The 16227-nt window shown below is 64.3% G+C and carries 12 protein-coding genes; all 12 read right to left on the reverse strand.

The window, feature by feature from the left end:
• Window positions 1–161: 161 nt before the first annotated feature.
• The 12 genes from ACP7E3_RS16265 to ACP7E3_RS16320 all read right to left on the reverse strand — a co-directional run bounded on the left by ACP7E3_RS16265 (window position 162) and on the right by ACP7E3_RS16320 (window position 16225).
• Window positions 162–761, reverse strand: coding sequence for an SAM-dependent methyltransferase (locus tag ACP7E3_RS16265; protein ID WP_057004601.1), 600 nt, complete (start codon window positions 759–761; stop codon window positions 162–164).
• Window positions 758–1516: a PIG-L deacetylase family protein gene (locus tag ACP7E3_RS16270; protein ID WP_017846399.1), complete on the reverse strand. Its 759-nt coding sequence runs from the start codon at window positions 1514–1516 to the stop codon at window positions 758–760. The genes ACP7E3_RS16265 and ACP7E3_RS16270 overlap by 4 nt, the downstream gene beginning before the upstream one ends.
• On the reverse strand, window positions 1513–2511 hold the full coding sequence (locus ACP7E3_RS16275; RefSeq protein WP_177030398.1) for an acyl-CoA dehydrogenase: 999 nt from the start codon (window positions 2509–2511) through the stop codon (window positions 1513–1515). The genes ACP7E3_RS16270 and ACP7E3_RS16275 overlap by 4 nt, the downstream gene beginning before the upstream one ends.
• 1 nt (window position 2512) lies before the next feature.
• Window positions 2513–4672, reverse strand: coding sequence for a glycogen debranching protein GlgX (gene glgX, locus ACP7E3_RS16280; protein ID WP_046383598.1), 2160 nt, complete (start codon window positions 4670–4672; stop codon window positions 2513–2515).
• 129 nt (window positions 4673–4801) lie between these two features.
• The gene (locus ACP7E3_RS16285) at window positions 4802–5071 is read right to left on the reverse strand and encodes a DUF2934 domain-containing protein (protein WP_017846396.1); all 270 of its coding nucleotides are present in this window, start codon (window positions 5069–5071) and stop codon (window positions 4802–4804) included.
• Window positions 5072–5094: 23 nt separating this feature from the next.
• Window positions 5095–7863 (reverse strand): malto-oligosyltrehalose synthase, encoded by a 2769-nt coding sequence (locus tag ACP7E3_RS16290; protein ID WP_426123706.1) that lies wholly within the window; start codon window positions 7861–7863, stop codon window positions 5095–5097.
• Window positions 7860–9944 carry a 4-alpha-glucanotransferase gene (gene malQ / locus ACP7E3_RS16295; protein WP_057004598.1) on the reverse strand — a complete coding sequence of 695 codons (2085 nt, stop codon included), beginning with the start codon at window positions 9942–9944 and terminating at the stop codon, window positions 7860–7862. Before malQ ends, ACP7E3_RS16290 begins: the two co-directional genes overlap by 4 nt.
• Window positions 9941–11686 carry a malto-oligosyltrehalose trehalohydrolase gene (gene treZ / locus ACP7E3_RS16300; RefSeq protein WP_426123708.1) on the reverse strand — a complete coding sequence of 582 codons (1746 nt, stop codon included), beginning with the start codon at window positions 11684–11686 and terminating at the stop codon, window positions 9941–9943. Before treZ ends, malQ begins: the two co-directional genes overlap by 4 nt.
• Window positions 11687–11705: 19 nt before the next feature.
• Entirely contained in the window at window positions 11706–13262 is a 1557-nt protein-coding gene (glgA, locus tag ACP7E3_RS16305) for a glycogen synthase GlgA (protein WP_079443969.1), read from the reverse strand.
• Window positions 13263–13743: 481 nt separating this feature from the next.
• Window positions 13744–14697, reverse strand: a complete 954-nt coding sequence (locus tag ACP7E3_RS16310; RefSeq protein WP_017846391.1) for a D-2-hydroxyacid dehydrogenase family protein — start codon at window positions 14695–14697, stop codon at window positions 13744–13746.
• A gap of 27 nt (window positions 14698–14724) precedes the next feature.
• Window positions 14725–15738, reverse strand: coding sequence for an alpha/beta fold hydrolase (locus ACP7E3_RS16315; protein WP_169865281.1), 1014 nt, complete (start codon window positions 15736–15738; stop codon window positions 14725–14727).
• A gap of 43 nt (window positions 15739–15781) precedes the next feature.
• Window positions 15782–16225, reverse strand: coding sequence for a YqaA family protein (locus ACP7E3_RS16320; RefSeq protein WP_017846389.1), 444 nt, complete (start codon window positions 16223–16225; stop codon window positions 15782–15784).
• Between the last annotated feature and the right edge of the window lie 2 nt (window positions 16226–16227).

Below are 16227 nucleotides of genomic sequence, written 5' to 3' on the forward strand. Positions count from 1 at the left end.
GGACGGGACGACGCTCTTTTTAGTCGCCGCAGGCTCCGCTGCAGCGATTGCTCGGCATTTCAATCCTGGATTGCCAGCAAGGCGTCCTCAGCATAGACAAGGATTCGCTGCTTTCACATCTTGTAACTTCGATTTTTTTTAACGGGCCCGTTTCAGGCCGCTCAACGCAGGCCCTCATGGGTGGCGACCGACGTACCGTCGCGGCTCCAGAGGTCGAGCAGGAAGTCACTGTCGTGGTGCCGCGCAACACACGGCATGGCCAGCCGTTGCTCGAGCAGCGCGTGCACTTGGGCGGCGGTTTGCGGGCAGCCGTCGATCGGCGCGCGCCAGTGACAGGCCAGCAGTTGACCGTCGTCGCTCAGCGCGGCGAGGGCGCAGTCGATCAGGCGGGTGAGGTCATCGGCGTCGAGGTAGTAACACAGCTCGCTCAGCACGATCAGGTCGAAGCGGCCGTCAGGCCACTGTGCGGGCAGGCGACTCTGCTGCACCTGGGCATGGGGAAATCCCATCAGACGTGTCTTGGCCAGGGCCACTGCTGCGGCCGCGGTATCGCAGCACACCAGGCGGTCACAACGCGGCGCCAGTTCGACGCTCAGTTCACCATTGGCGCAGCCGGGCTCAAAAATCGCGGCGTAACGCGGGCGGGTCAACAGCGCCAAGGTCAGCGCGCGCTTGCGCTGCTCGTACCAGCGTTGACGGAAGGCCCAAGGGTCATCGTTGTCGGCGAACAGCCGATCAAAATACGGTGTCGCCACGCTCATACAAACACCACTTCAAAAGGCTGCAGCAAACGCTCGACGACATACGGTGCCAGCACCGGCGGCAAGCCGATCTGCGGATCGCCCTCCAATTGGCTGGCGAACGCGTGGATGGCATGGCGCTTGCGCGCGACGACTTGGCAACTCAGCGGGAGTTTGCGCGCGCGATGCCACGGTACCTGGCTGTCTTCCGGGGTTGCCCAGTGCCAGGTCCACACGGGCAACTCGTACAGGGTCGCGCCGACCGCCAGTGCGGCACTGGCACTGGCGCGGCCGACGGCTTCATGGTCGCAGTGGCCGTCTTCGCGCCAGGTGGTGAACACCACGTCCCTGGGTTTGAGGTGGCGCTCAATGAACGCGGCCAACTGCGCTTCGCGGGCGGCGACCTGGCTGTCGGTAAACCCGGCGCGCAGCCACTTCAACCGGTGCAGCGGCAAGCCGAGGCGGTGCAAGGCCTGGGCCGACTCCTGCGGGCGCACCACGCTGAGGCGTTCCACCGACCAGCGCCGCGAACCGGGGTGACTGGCGCTGCCATCGGTGACGGAGATCAACTGGATCGCCCGACCCAGTGCGGCCAAGCCTTGCAACAGGCCGCCGCAGCCCAGCACTTCATCGTCCGGGTGCGGTGCGATGATCACTGCGCGATGCCCTTCGGGTACCAACTGTTCGACGCTGATCGGCGCCAGTTCGGCCATGTGGGACGAGGTCTGCCACTGATGCAGCGACGTGCCCTGGCCCACGATCGGATTGGCTTTCATAACTGCCACCTCCCAGGTGGCTCGGCGGCAACCTGTTCACCGAGGGCGGCCAGGTCACGCTCGGCATGGCTTTGACGTACATACACCGGCAGGTCCGCCATCAGTTGGGCAAAGTGCGGATCTTTGCAAAAAGGCCCCGCACCGGCGGCGCGACCGACGTGGCGCATGACCTGTTCAACCGTGTCTTCGAGAGACGCGCGTACCTGTTGGGCCAGTTGCCTGGCATCGGCCAGCGGGGCGCGGTCGATCTGCCGCGCACTGGCGCGCAGCACGCAGGCGGCACTGTTCAAGGCGCTGTCGACCGCACCGAGGTGGGCCAGGGCATGCGGTTCCGCACGCCTGTTGCACTGCTCGCGCAGCACTTCAGCCAGGCGTTGCGCCGCGCCATACCAGCACGCTGCGATACCGACGGCGCCTTGCCAGAAGCCGGGGCGGGCGAGGTAGTCGCCGGGCCTGCCGATGCCAATCCCGCTGGCCGCCTCGAACAGGACATCGACACTGCCGGTGGCCGCCATGCCTACCGCCTGCCACCCCTCATCGGTCACGCAGATGCCGGGCTGGCCCATCTCCACTGCGACCAATTGCTGGCGATCCTCCTCGTCCCAGGCGGTCAACAACCCATGGCTGACCACCGCCGCCCCCGAACACCAGGCTTTACGCCCCTGCAGCACCAGACGATGGCCGTTGCGCCGCGCCCGCACCCTGGCCGTCGGCGGTTCTGCTGCCCACATGCCCCAGAGGCTGCCCTCCGGCGGCAAGGGGCTGCGCAGCTCGGCAATGATTGCCAAGGCATCGGTGTGACCTTCGAACAACTTGCACAAGCGCAGGTCGTGTCCGGCGACCTGGGCCAAGCGGCTGAACCGTTCGAGGGTCTGGCCGCTGCCGGGGAGCGGCAGGCGGTCCAGCCCCTCGGCCTGCAGCGCCTTCAAGGCCGCGCCCAGGGCCTGCGTATCCGCATAGCCTTGGTAGCCTTGAAGGAATCCATGCAGGCCCATGTCACACCTCTTCGTCGTGCTGCAGTTCAAACAGCAGCAGCGAGCGCCCGGTGACCGCGTACTCATGGTGGAAATCAAAGCGTTCCTGCCCGCGTATCGTCGTGTCATGGGTGTCGAGCATGCAGGTCCAGAACTGGCCTTCCGGCACGGGGGGCAGGCGGAAATTGACCAAGTCGTGATGGGCGTTGACCACCAGCAACAACGTGGCATCGCCACCCGGACGGCGAATCCCGGTCTCCTGGGCGCGGCCATCCATCAGCATGCCCAGGCAACGGCCGTGACTGTCTTCCCACTGTTCGGTGCTCATCTCGTTGCCATCCGGCGCGAGCCAGGTGACGTCCTTCACGCCGATGTCTTCGTTGTAGTCGCCCACCAGGAAGCGGCCACGGCGCAGGATCGGGTACGTCATGCGCAGTTTGATCACGCGCTTGACGAACTTGAGCAGCGCCTTGCCGTCATCGTCCAGCTCCCAGTTGACCCAGCCGATCTCGCTGTCCTGGCAGTAGGCGTTGTTGTTGCCGTGCTGGGTGCGCGCGAACTCATCCCCGGCCACCAGCATCGGCGTGCCTTGGGCGAGCAGCAGGGTGGCGAAGAAGTTGCGCATCTGGCGCAGGCGCAGGGCGTTGATTTCCGGGTCGTCGGTGGGGCCTTCGACGCCATGGTTCCAGGACAGGTTGTTGTTGCTGCCGTCCTGATTGTTTTCGTCGTTGGCTTCGTTGTGCTTGTCGTTGTACGACACCAGGTCATGCAGGGTGAAACCGTCGTGGGCGGTGATGAAGTTCACCGAGCTGTAAGGCCGGCGGCCACGGTGGTTGAACATCTCGCCGGATGCGGTCATACGCCCGGCGAAGTCCGCCAACTGGCCGTCATCGCCTTTCCAGAAGGCGCGCACGGTGTCGCGGAAGCGGTCGTTCCATTCCACCCAGCCCGGCGGGAAGTTGCCCACCTGATAGCCGCCGGGGCCGCAGTCCCAGGGTTCGGCGATGAGTTTCAACTGGCGCAGCACCGGGTCTTGACGGCAGGCGACGAGGAAACTGTGGCGCTCGTCGAACCCGTCACGATAACGGCCGAGGATGGTCGCCAGGTCGAAGCGGAAACCGTCGACGTGCATCTCGGTGGCCCAGTAACGCAGGGAGTCGGTGACCATCTGCAGCACGCACGGGTGGCTCAGGTCGAGGGTGTTGCCGGTGCCGGAGTCGTTGATATAGAAGCGCTTGTCGTCCGGCATCAGGCGGTAGTAGGAAGCGTTGTCGATGCCGCGCATGGACAGGGTCGGGCCGCGCTCGTTGCCTTCGGCGGTGTGGTTGTAGACCACGTCGAGAATCACTTCCAGCTTGGCTTCGTGCAGGTGCGCGACCATCTCCTTGAACTCGGCGATCTTGCCGCTGGCCAGGTAGCGCGGGTCCGGGGCGAAGAAGGCGATGCTGTTGTAGCCCCAGTAGTTGGTCATGCCTTTTTCCAGCAAATGCTGGTCGTTGACAAAGGCGTGTACCGGCAACAGTTCCACGGAAGAAATACCCAACTGGCGGATGTGCTTGAGCAGATCGTCTTCCATCAGCCCGGCGCAGGTGCCGCGCACGGCCTCGCCGACCGAGGGGTGACGCATGCTGATGCCGCGCAGGTGGGTTTCATAAATGATCGTGCGGTCCCATGGCACGCGCACCGGTTGGTCGTCGCCCCAGGTGTGCGCCGGGTCGATGACCTTGCACTTGGGCACGAAGGGCGCACTGTCGCGTTCGTCGAAACTGAGGTCGTCGTCGGGGTGGCCGATGGTGTAGCCAAACAGCGCCTCGGACCATTTGAGCTCGCCCACCAGCTGTTTGGCGTAGGGGTCGATCAGCAATTTGTGGTGGTTGAAACGGTGGCCGTTGGCCGGGTCATACGCGCCGTACACACGGTAGCCGTAAATCAGCCCGGGGTGGGCGTCGGGCAAGTAGCCGTGGAAGATTTCATCGGTGTATTCGGGGAGTTCGATACGTTCCAGCTCGACCACGCCAGCGTCGTCGAACAGGCATAACTCGACTTTGGTAGCGTTGGCCGAGAACAGGGCAAAGTTGACACCCAGGCCGTCCCAGGTCGCCCCCAGGGGGAAGGGCAAACCTTCGCGAATCCGCGATGGTTCGTGGGCCGGGGGGGCCTGTTTTTTATCGGCTTTGCTCATTGTGTTGCTCCTGCATGGGTCTTTTTTCGGGCCGAACGTAGCCCTGCTGACGAGGGGTCAGCTAACAATCGGGCAAGTGGCTGACCTCCGGCCGGGGTTGCCGGCCGGAGGTTCATGACGGCACAGGGCTTACGGCTTGGGCTTTTTTGTGGCCGCCGGCTTTTTAGCCGCTGGCGTGGCCGGTTTGCCTGCGGCCGCTGCCGGCGGCTTGGCTTTTGCTGCCGGCTTGGGCGCGGTTTTCGGTTTGGCGGCGGGTTTGGGCTTGCTGGGTGTCAGCGCTTCGGCTTCTGCCAACTTGCGGGCCATTTCCCAATGGCGCGCATCCTGACCTTGCGGCTTGCCCTCCGATTCCCAGATCTGATACGCGAATTCGCGAACACGTTTGTCTTCAGTACTCATCACAATGTTCCTCGCAGAAAATTTCAGCTTGATTGATCATCAGGATCGATAAAGACGTTGACCGGGAAATCCCCCAGCGCAGTGCTGATCAACAGCTCCTTGTCTGGTGTGACTGCGCGTGTATGAAAAAGTCCCTTCCAGTTTTCGGTTGGCGCGGCGAACGGTAATTTCACTCGGGTATCGCCCCAAACCCGCGCATTGACCTGGGGATGCACACCGTTTTCCAGCAGGCGATAGGGCCAGCGCGGCACCACCACCAGTGCGCGTTTGCCCTGGTATTCGCGGCAGAACGCGACCACGTGCTCGGCATGTCGACCGACCACGTCCAGGGGCGTGTAGCTGCCCCGATGGAACAGTTCAGGATGGGCCTTGCGCAAGGCCAGCACCTGGGCGATCAAGGCTTGTTTGATACGCCCGTCCCGCCAGTTGAACAACAGCTTGCCGATGTCCGGTGGGGTAGCCAGCGCGTGCTGCCGTGCGTTGAAATCCACCGGGCGGCGGTTGTCCGGGTCGACTAGGCTGAAGTCCCAGAACTCATTGCCCTGGTACAGGTCCGGCACACCCGGCACTGTGACTCGAAGCAAGGATTGCGCCAGCCCATTGAGCGCGCCAGCGGGGGCAATCGCTTGGGCGGCGGCGCCGATGGCGGTGCGCAGTGCGCGGCCTGCGTCGCTGAGCAGCAGGCGCGTGAGAAACGTTTCCACGCCCTGTTCGTAAGCCTCGTTGGGCGCGCTCCAACTGCTCAGCAACTTGGCTTCGCGCAGGGCCTTTTGTTGCCATTGCCAGAGGCGTTGTTGATAGGCTTCGAGTGCCGGCCGGTCGTCCAGGTGCAGGTCCAGCGGCCAACTGCCGAGCAGTACCTGATAGAGGATCAACTCATCGCCTGCCGATGGGCTGCTGGCGTCGTTGCGCAACGGCGCGGCGAGGCGGCGCCAATGCGTCACCTGTTCGGCATACCACCCTGCGCACTCACTCAACACGGCGAGGCGGGCGCGGCTGTCTTCACCGCGTTTGTGGTCGTGGGTGGCGGTGGCCAGCAGGTTGTCGGGGAACGCCTGCAAGCGCTGCTGATTGGCCGCGTGAAAATCGGCCAGCGGTGCGCTGAACTGTTCGGTACTGAAGCCCACGTCATTGCGCGACAGCAACACCGCCGAGCGATAGAACGCGGTGTCTTCCACGGCTTTGGCGGCGGTCGGCGAGGTCAATTGCTGGAAGCGCACGCAGGCGTGCTTGAGCAGCTTGCGCTCGCGGCCGAGCGGGCGATTGCGCCACGGTTGGCCGCCCAACCATTTTTCCAGGTTGTCCAGCACCGGCCAGTCGCCTTCGCTCAAGGTGCTGCGCGCGCCCGCCAGGGCTTGCAGGAAAAACGTGTCGTCGCGTTCGCTGCGGCCACAGGCGCTGATGTAGGTGCGGTACACCGGGAAATGCACGATCAGTTCCTGCAGGGCGCGGCGGATCGCGCCGAGGGTCAGGTCGCGGCTCATCACGTCGTCGCGGGCCACTTGCAGCAAGGCCTGGGCCACGCTTTCGAAGTCGCCGGCGAGGGAGCCGTTGAGGATCTGCCGGCGCGCCAGCCAGGCTTCTTCGATAAAGGCCGACGGCCGTTCGCTGTGCCGGGTCCACAGCTCGGCCAGCGTTGCGAAGCCTTGCGGGCGGTGTTGCAGCAGCGACAGCTGGTTCATGAATTCGTAACCGGTGGTGCCGTCCACCTGCCAGTCCTCGCGCAGGGTTTCGCCTTCGCCGAGGATTTTTTCGACGAAAATCGGCAGGTGACGCTCGGGCGACAGCGTATCGACCCGCCGCCGCAGCTTGCGGCAATACCCGCGTGGGTCGGCCAGCCCGTCGATATGGTCGATGCGCAGGCCATCGACCAGCCCCTGGCTGATCAACTCGAAGATCTTGCCGTGGGTGGCTTCGAACACGGCACTGCGTTCTACGCGCAGGCCGCCCAGATCGTTGACATCGAAGAAGCGCCGCCAGTTGATATCGTCCGCCGCGGTGCGCCAACTGGCCAGGCGATAGGCCTGTTGCTCCAACAGCCCGTGCAGGCGCTGGAACCCGTCGGGCTGGCGTGCGTCGAAGGTGCCCAGCCGCTGTTCGATGGCCTGCCGCACGGCGTTGTCGGTGGCGCGTTCGGCCAGGGCTTGTTTGAGCCAGGCCGCTTCGGCGTAGGCATCGCTCTGGTAGGCGAGGGTGCTGAAGCGGTCGGCGAGGGGCTTGAGCAGTTCATCGGCGCCCAGAATCGTCGCGTAATCTTGTGGGCAGATCGGGAAGCGGTGTTCGTAGTGCTCGACGGAAAAACTGCCGTGCGCGGCGTCGAAGTGCAGGGTCAACGTGCCGGTTTGCAGGGCTTCGCCGTAGTCGCTGGCGAGGAACGGCATGAGCAATTGGCCCTTGAGCAGCGGGTCGGGCGAGTGCCATTGAATGTCGAAGAATTCGCAGTAGGGACTCAACCGGCCCCATTCCAGCAGGTCGAGCCACCAGGGGTTGTCGGCGCCGCCCACGGCCATGTGGTTGGACACGATATCGAGGATCAGCCCCATGTCGTGTTGGCGCAGGGCGGCCACCAGGCGGCGCAACGCCGCTTCGCCGCCCAGCTCCGGGTTGACGGTGGTGGGGTCGACCACGTCATAGCCATGCATGGAACCTGCGCGGGCACTGAGCAGCGGTGAGGCATACAAATGGCTGATGCCCAGCCGGGCAAAGTACGGCACCAGAGCCACCGCGTCATCGAGGGTGAACCCTTTATGAAACTGCAGGCGCTGGCTGGCGCGCAGGGGCAGAGCCTTCATCGGTCACGCTCATGGGCTTGATTGCGTGCCACCGCCAGCAGTTCCAGGCGGCGCGCGGCACCCGCATTGTCGAGCAGGCTCGCCGCCTCGCCTGGCAGGCGGCGGCGCCAATTGGGGTGGGTGTCGATGGTGCCGGGCAGGTTGGCTTGTTCTTCGAGGCCCAAGGCATCTTCCAGCGGCAGCAGCACCAGCGGCGCGCGGGTGTGGCCGAGGTAGCGCACGCTGGCATCGATCATGTGGTCGGTTTCATTGCGCACTTCATCGACGAAGTTCTGCGGGTCCTGGCTCAAGGCCTGGCGCAGTGCCTGGCGTTCGCGCAGGCGGTGCTCGCGCCATTGCTCCGTGGTGGGCGCATCGATCAGGCCGAGCTGGACGTTCCAGTCGATGTCGCGGCTGTGCCACCAGCCATTGAGGGTTGGCAGGTCGTGGGTGCTGGTGGTGGCCAGGGCGTTGTCCGGCCAGTCGAGGATCGGCTTGAATTGGCCATCATGACCTTGTTCGAACAGCAGCACGCGCATGCCCAGAATCGAGCGGCCGATGAGTTTGTCGCGCAGGCCGTCGGGCACGGTGCCGAGGTCTTCGCCGAGGACGATGGCCTGGTGGCGGTGCGATTCCAGCGCCAGCAGACGCAACAGATCGTCCACCGGGTAATACAGGTAGGCGCCGTCCTGGGGCGAGGCATCCATGGGCATCACCCACAGGCGTTGCAGGCCCATCACATGGTCGATACGCAAGCCGCCGGCATGGGCGAAATTGGCCCGCAGCATCTCGATAAACGCACGGAAGCCATGGCGCTTGAGGCCTTCCGGGGCGAAGGCGGAGATGCCCCAGCCCTGGCCGGCGCGGTTGAGAATGTCCGGCGGCGCGCCGACGGTCAGGCCGGCGAGCAATTCATCCTGGCGGCTCCAGGCCTGGCTGCCGCCACCGTCGGCGCCGACGGCCAGGTCGGCGATCAGGCCGATGCTCATGCCACTGCCTCGGGCGGCTTGTTGGGCGCGTTCCAGGCAGCGCGCGATCAGCCATTGGCCGAAGGCGTAGAAGCCGATGTCGTCGCGGTTTTCCTCGGCGAAGCGCAGGAGTGCCGGGCTTTGCGGGCTGCGCCATTGCTCTGGCCAATGGCGCCAGTCGAGGTCTTCGCCCGCGGCGGCGCGCGCGGCCTGGACCGCTTCGAAACGGCAGTGGTTCTCCAGGGCTTCACCGCCCGCTTGGCGGAAACTGAGGAAGTCGGCGTGTTGCGGGTGTTGACCGTGGCGGAAGTCGTCGTACAGGGCACGCAACAGGCGGTGTTTGGCCTTGGCTGCGGTGGGCCAGTCGATCAGGGTGTGTTGTTCGAGGGTGTGCAGCTCGTCGGCCAGACCGCAGGCCTCGATGGCATTGCGCACCTGGCGCTCACCCAGGATGCAGCCGGGCGATGCGTACAGGCTATTGAGAAACAGTCGGCTCGACGGCGAGTACGGGCTGTAGCGCTCGGGGTCGGCGCTGAACATCGCGTGCATCGGGCTGATCGCCAGGGCGTCGGCACCGCGTTCGGCGGCCGAGCGGGCCAGGTGTTCCAGCGCCAGGGTGTCGCCGAACCCGCCGTCGCCGAGGCGGCGCAGGGCGTACAACTGGGCGCTCAGGCCCCAGGCACGTGGGGTTTGACTGTCGACGGCATCGGCGACGCTGTAGCAGTGACGAGGGGCCACGGCCAGGGTGAAGGCCTGGTCGGCGATATGCACTTGGTGGTAGCCGAGGGCGATCACGCCGGGCAGTACCGCGTTGCCGTCGAGGCGTAATTCGAGGACTTCGCCCTCCTCGAGGCTGACCCTGCAGACGGTGTCGGGCGCGAAGTAGCGCGCCAGGTCCAGGCCTTCGCCGCTGTCGACGGTGAGCAAGGGCGGCAGGTGTTTGTCCTGTTGCACTTGCTCCAGGTCTCGCAGGCTGGCGTCGATCTCGGCATCGCTGTCGGCCGGGTGGCCCAGGCCTTTGAGGACGGCGCGCAGGGCGTCCGGTTTGACACGTTGCGGGCGGCCGTTTGCGTCGATCCAATCGACCGCCAGGCCCGCTCGGCCGGCGAGGATTTCCAGGTTCGCTTCGCTCAAGGGTGCTCTCCAACAGGGGATAGGGTAACGCGTGCGCTGAAGGGCGCCAGGTGCGCGTGGTCATGCGCTGGCGTTTGGAACAGCACATGCTGCGCAGCGGGGTGATCCAGGGCCGTGGCACTCAGGTTCAGGTCGATCTGTAACAGGCTGCCATTGCCCAGGCGCCAACGCGCACTGACGGCGCGGTCTGCCAGCACCTGCGCACCGAGGGCCACGCTGCCGGGCAGGTGCGGCACGATATGCTGGTGGCGCAGGCGCAGCAGGTGGCGATAGAACTCGGTGTGTTCGTTGGCGGCGAACGACGGCGCCGATTGCTCGAAGGTCGGCAGCGCGTTGGGATCGGGAATCCGCTCGCGCCGCTCGGGGTCGTGGAACGCGGCGAAATCGGCGAATTCATTGCGACGTCCTTCGCGTACCGCTTCAGCCAGTTCGCCATGGTGGTCAGTGAAAAACAGAAACGGCTCGCTGGCGTTGACTTCATCGCCCATGAATAGCAACGGGATCATCGGCGACATCAGTAGCAAGGTGGTCGCCGCCTTCAGCGCCTGGGGCGAACACAGTTGGTGCAGGCGTTCGCCGAGGGCGCGGTTGCCGATCTGGTCGTGGTTCTGCAAGAACGCGACGAAGGCGGTGGGCGGCAAGCCGCTGCTGGGTTCGCCGCGTGCATGCCCGTGGCGCGTGGTGTGGCCCTGGTAGACAAAGCCGTCGCTGAGGCAACGTGCGAGTTTGGCGGTAGGCGCTTGGGCAAAGTCGCTGTAGTAGGCATCGGTTTCGCCGGTCAGCAGCACATGCAATACGTTGTGGAAGTCGTCGTTCCATTGCGCATCGAAATCGTGTTTCAGCAGGCTGGCCTGGTTCAGTTCGTTTTCCAGCACCAGCCAAACATGACGGCCGATGTCGACCTGCTGGCGCACCCGGTGCGCCAGTTCCCGCAGGAAACCGGGGTTGTCGATGGCGTGTACCGCATCCAGACGCAGGCCGTCGAAGCGGTAGTCGAGCAGCCACATCAGGGCATTGTCCAGAAAGAAATCCCGCACTTCACGCCGCTCGAAGTCGATGCCGGCGCCCCATGGCGTATGCACATCTTGCTGGAAGAAGTCTTTGGCGTACTGGCCCAGGTAGTTGCCATCGGGGCCGAAGTGGTTGTAGACCACGTCGAGCAAGACCGCGAGCCCGTGTTCATGGGCGCTGTCGATCAGATGCTTGAGCTGTTCGGGGCTGCCGTAGGCGGCGTGCGGCGCGTAGGGCAGCACGCCGTCGTAGCCCCAATTGCGCTCGCCGGGGAATTGCGCCAGGGGCATCAACTCAATCGCGGTAACGCCCAGTTCGGCCAGGCGTGGCAGGTGCTGCTCGACGGCTGCGAAGCCGCCCAGCGCGCCGACATGCAGTTCGTAGATCACCGCTTCATGCCAGGGGCGGCCCTGCCATGGGTGGTGTCGCCATTCATAGGCGAGCGGGTCGACCACCAGGCTCCAGCCATGCACGTCCGAGGCCTGGGCCCTGGATGCGGGATCGGGGACATCCATTTCCCCATCGATGTTGTAGCGGTAGCGCGTGCCTGCGGGGCACTTTATCTCCGTTTCGAACCAGCCATTTGCCTGGGGCAGCATGGCGACCGAGCGGCCATCTTGCAATTCAACGCTGACATAAAACGCGTCTGGCGCCCACAAGGCGAAACGCGTGTGTTGCGCGTCCAGCATGATTGCGCCGTGGGGCCAGGTTTCCAGAGTCCGTAACGGCATCTATGAAGACCTCCCTTGATTATTTAGTCGATTTCCCCAGCGCCTTGGCCACCAGTTGTTCATACAGTTCGGCATAGGGTTCGACCGCCTGGCACCAGTTGAACGGTTGGGTCATCGCCCGGCAGCGCATGGCGTTGAGCAGGCCTGGGTAGGCGAACACTTTGAACGCACGGTTCAGGGCTTCGCGGTAGCTGTCCACGGTGGACTCGTTGAACAGGAACCCGGTGACGCCGTCTTCGATGGTGTCCGCCAGGCCGCCGGTGTTGCGCGCCACCGGCAGCGAGCCGAAGCGCTGCGCGTACATCTGGCTCAAGCCGCACGGTTCATAGCGCGACGGCATCAGCAGGAAGTCGCTGCCGGCAAACATGCGGCGGGCGTCGGTTTCGTTGAAGCCGATGCGTACACCGACCTGGCCCGGGAAGCGCAGCGCCAGTTCGCGCATGGCCTGTTCTTCTTCCGGCTCGCCACGACCGATGATCGCGATCTGGCCGCCGTTCTCGACGATAAAGCTGGCGACCGCTTCGGTCAGGTCCAGGCCTTTTTGATAGACCAGCCGCGAGACCACGGCGAACAGCGGTCCGGTGGAGTCATGCAGGCCAAACAGGTTGCGCACGTGGGCGGCGTTGACTGCCTTGCCTTCCCAATCGCCGATATTGAAGTTGTGGGTCAGGTGCGTGTCGGTGGAGGCTTCCCAGCTTTCATCGATGCCGTTGGGAATGCCGCTGAGCAAGCCTTGCTGGGTCTTGCTGGCGAGAAAGCCGTCCAGGCCGCAGCCGAATTCCGGGGTGGTGATTTCCTGGGCGTAGGTGGCGCTCACGGTGGTGATGTGGCTGGAGTAGGCCATCCCCGCCTTGAGGAACGACATCTTGCCGTAGAACTCCATGCCTTCCTGTTGCAGCGCATGGGGCGGAATGCCCAGCTCCGGCGTGGAGGCCAGGCTGACCACGCCCTGGTATGCCAGGTTGTGGATGGTGAACAGGGTCGGTGTGCGTGACCCACGCCAGTGCATATAGGCAGGGGCCAGGCCGGCGGGCCAGTCGTGGGCATGCACCAGGTCCGGGCACCAGTGGATCTGGGCGAGGTTGGCGGCCATGTCGGCAGCGGCCAGGCCCAGGCGCGCGAAGCGGATGTGGTTGTCCGGCCAGTCGCGGCCGTTGTTGGCGCCATAGGGCGTGCCTTCGCGCTCGTACAGTTCGGGGCAGATCAGTACATAGATAACCAGGCCATCCTTGAGGTCCATGCGCCCGATCTTGCATGGCGGCAGCGCGGCGTGGCCACCCAGTTCGCCGATGATATGGATCGGGTTGTCGCTTTCCATCACCTGCGGGTAACCGGGGATCAGCACGCGCACATCGTGCAAGTGCCCCATGGCGCGGGGCAGGGCGGCGGAAACGTCGCCTAGGCCGCCGGTCTTGACCAGGTCGGCAAATTCGGAAGTGACGAACAAGACTTTCTTTCGATTGGGGTTATGACTCACGACCGGCCGCACAGCATTGGGCAGATCGACCAACGATGTTGGCCCCCCTGCCGATTTACTAAAACGCTCTCCCTGAGTTTCTACTGCGGCACTGATCATAGTTCTCTCCCACATGTTGGTTGGCTGGTGGCCCGCTGCCACTAGCTCCGAAGACCGCTTCCTGCGGCCAGACGCACAAGCGCTATACAAACTGGCAAGGCTTGTGCCAGTTGCACGGTTAGCTGAAATAGATTGGATGGACGGGCATTCGGTCTGAACCGCTTATGCACGCCTTACCCTAAACCTGACCTACGGCAGAGTTTGAAAGTTTCGATTTTTTGCGGGGCTTTTGTTTTTGAACGGACCCATCGAGCTTGAGTCTAGGACAAATCCTAAAGACTGTAGGGTTTATGTGGAAATTTTGTAGGACAAAAAAACTTGTAACGATATGCGACGTTGGAAAACGGTGTGGGCGCGTGGCGATCGGTGGATAGCGCGTGGCGAGGGCGCGCGGTCCGGTTGGTGGGCTGGCGCCCCGCTTCAGGGGCGTTTCGGGAGCAGGCGCCTCGTCACAGCAGTGCGCGCGCGCTGAATTGGTGCGTCAGCCGAGCACGCGAATGGGCGTGCCCGCGGCCCAAGCCTGGATATCGGCAATCATCTGCTGATAGAACTGCCGGTAATTCTGCTCGCTGACATACCCGACATGGGGAGTGGCCAGCACGTTCGGCAAACGGCGCAACGGATGATCGACCGGCAGCGGCTCCTCGGCATACACATCCAGCGCGGCTCCCGCCAGGCGGCCGTTGCTCAAGGCCTCCAGCAGCGCCGGTTCGTCCACGATCGGCCCGCGTGCCGTATTGACCAGGCGTGCCGTCGGCTTCATCCAGCCGAGCGCCTCGGCATCCACCAGCCCACGGCTACGCTCGCTGAGGACCAGGTGGATGGTGAGAATATCGGCCTGTGCGAACAAGTCGCGCTTGCTGACCCACGTCACCCCGGATTCCGCCGCGCGTTGCGGTGTAAGGTTTTCACTCCAGGCAATCACCCGCATCCCGAACACCTGGGCAAATTGCGCGACCTTCTGGCCAATGCTGCCCAGCCCCAGGATCCCCAGGGTCTGGCCATGCAGGTCGCCGCCCAGGCCCACCTGCCAGTGACCGGCGCGCAGGGAATTGGCTTCGGCCAGCAGGTTGCGCGTGGACGCCATGATCAACGCCCACGTCAGCTCCGGTGCCGCGTGTTTATAGCTGTCGGTGCCGCACACCTGGATACCCAGGGCTTTGGCGGCGGCAAGGTCGATGGCGGCGTTGCGCATGCCACCGGTCACCAGCAGCTTGAGGTTGGGCAGGCCTTGCAGCAACGGGCTATCGAAGGTCGAACGTTCGCGCATCACGCAGATCACGTCGAAGCCTTTCAGGCGCTCGACCATCGTGGCGGTGTCCGCCGGGTAATCATGCAGAAAATGCACCTGGCCGAGCGCCGCCAGGGCTGACCAGTCCACCACATCACGGGCGACGTCTTGCCAATCATCAATGACTGCGATCTGTAGCGACATACGCGGGCGCCTCTTAATAACGTTGGATTAAAGGTGGTCGAGCCCCTGCAGCAAGGCCTTGTGGAACTGCGCCGGTTCTTCCATCTGCGGTGCGTGGCCCAGGCCGGGGAATTCCACCAGGGTGGCGCGGGGGATCAACTTGGCTACCTGTTTACCCAGTACCGCGTAGTGCCCGATCTTTGCCTTCACCGCCGGCGGCGCGAGGTCTTTGCCGATGGCGGTGGTGTCGCTGGTGCCGATCAGCAGCAGCGTGGGCACCTGCAGGTCCTTGAACTCGTAGTACACCGGCTGGGTGAAGATCATGTCGTAAATCAGCGCCGAGTTCCATGCCACCTGGGTGTGGCCGGGGCCTTTGTTCATGCCGGCGAGCATCTGTACCCAGCGCTCGTATTCGGGCTTCCAGTGGCCGGCGTAGTAGGTGTCGCGCTCGTAGCTGCGGATGCCGTCGGCGCTCACCTGCAATTCGCGTTCGTACCATTGGTCGACGCTGCGATAAGGCACGCCGAGGGCTTTCCAGTCTTCCAGGCCGATCGGGTTGACCAGCGCCAGTTGCTCGGTTTGCTCTGGGTACAGCAGCGCGTAGCGGGTGGCGAGCATGCCGCCGGTGGAGTGGCCGAGCAGGGTGACCTTCTGAATGCCGAGTTTTTCCAGCAGTTGGTGGGTATTGATCGCCAGTTGCTGGAAGCTGTACTGGTAGCTGTCGGGCTTGCTCGAGGTGCAGAAGCCGATCTGGTCGGGTGCGATCACGCGGTAACCGGCGTCGCTCAACGCCTTGATCGAACCCTCCCACGTGGCGCCGCAGAAGTTCTTGCCGTGCAGCAGCACCACGCTGCGACCGTTGGCGGTGCCGTTGGCCGGGATGTCCATGTAGCCCATGTGCAGGGATTTGCCCTGGGACTGAAAACGGAAGTGTTGAACCGGATAAGGGTATTGGAAACCCTGCAGTTCAGGCCCGTAGCTGGGGCCTTCGGTGGCGGCGAATACGGGCGCTGCGCCGGCGGCGAGCAGGCCGGCAACGCAAAAGGTGCGCAGTAGAGGCATGGCGGGGCTCCGAGTGGGGAGCTCGGATGCTGTTTGCAGGCGATTAAGTGGGGATTAACACCCAGTGCAGGGTCAGCGCGGCCAGCACGCCATACCGCACGCCCTTGGCCAGGGTCACCAGCAGCAAAAAGCGCCACAGCGGCTCGCGCATCACCCCGGCGATCAAGGTCAGCGGGTCGCCGATGATCGGCACCCAACTGAGCAATAACGTCCAATGCCCCCAGCGTTCGTAGTGGCGGCGCGCCTTGTCGAGTTGCCGGGCGTTGACCGGAAACCAGCGCCGCGCCTTGAAGTGCTCGATCGAGCGCCCGAGCAGCCAATTGACCAGCGAGCCGAGCACGTTGCCCAGCGTCGCAATGCCTAGCAGCCACCACAGGCTGTAATGCCCGCTGAGCAGCAGGCCCACCAGCACGGCTTCCGATTGCAAGGGCAGGAGGGTGGCGGCGCCGAATGCCGCGAAAAACAGCCCCAGGTAACCCGTCAGCATCG

It is taken from the genome of Pseudomonas sp. PSPC2-3 (assembly GCF_049898265.1).
GTDB lineage: Bacteria > Pseudomonadota > Gammaproteobacteria > Pseudomonadales > Pseudomonadaceae > Aquipseudomonas > Aquipseudomonas veronii.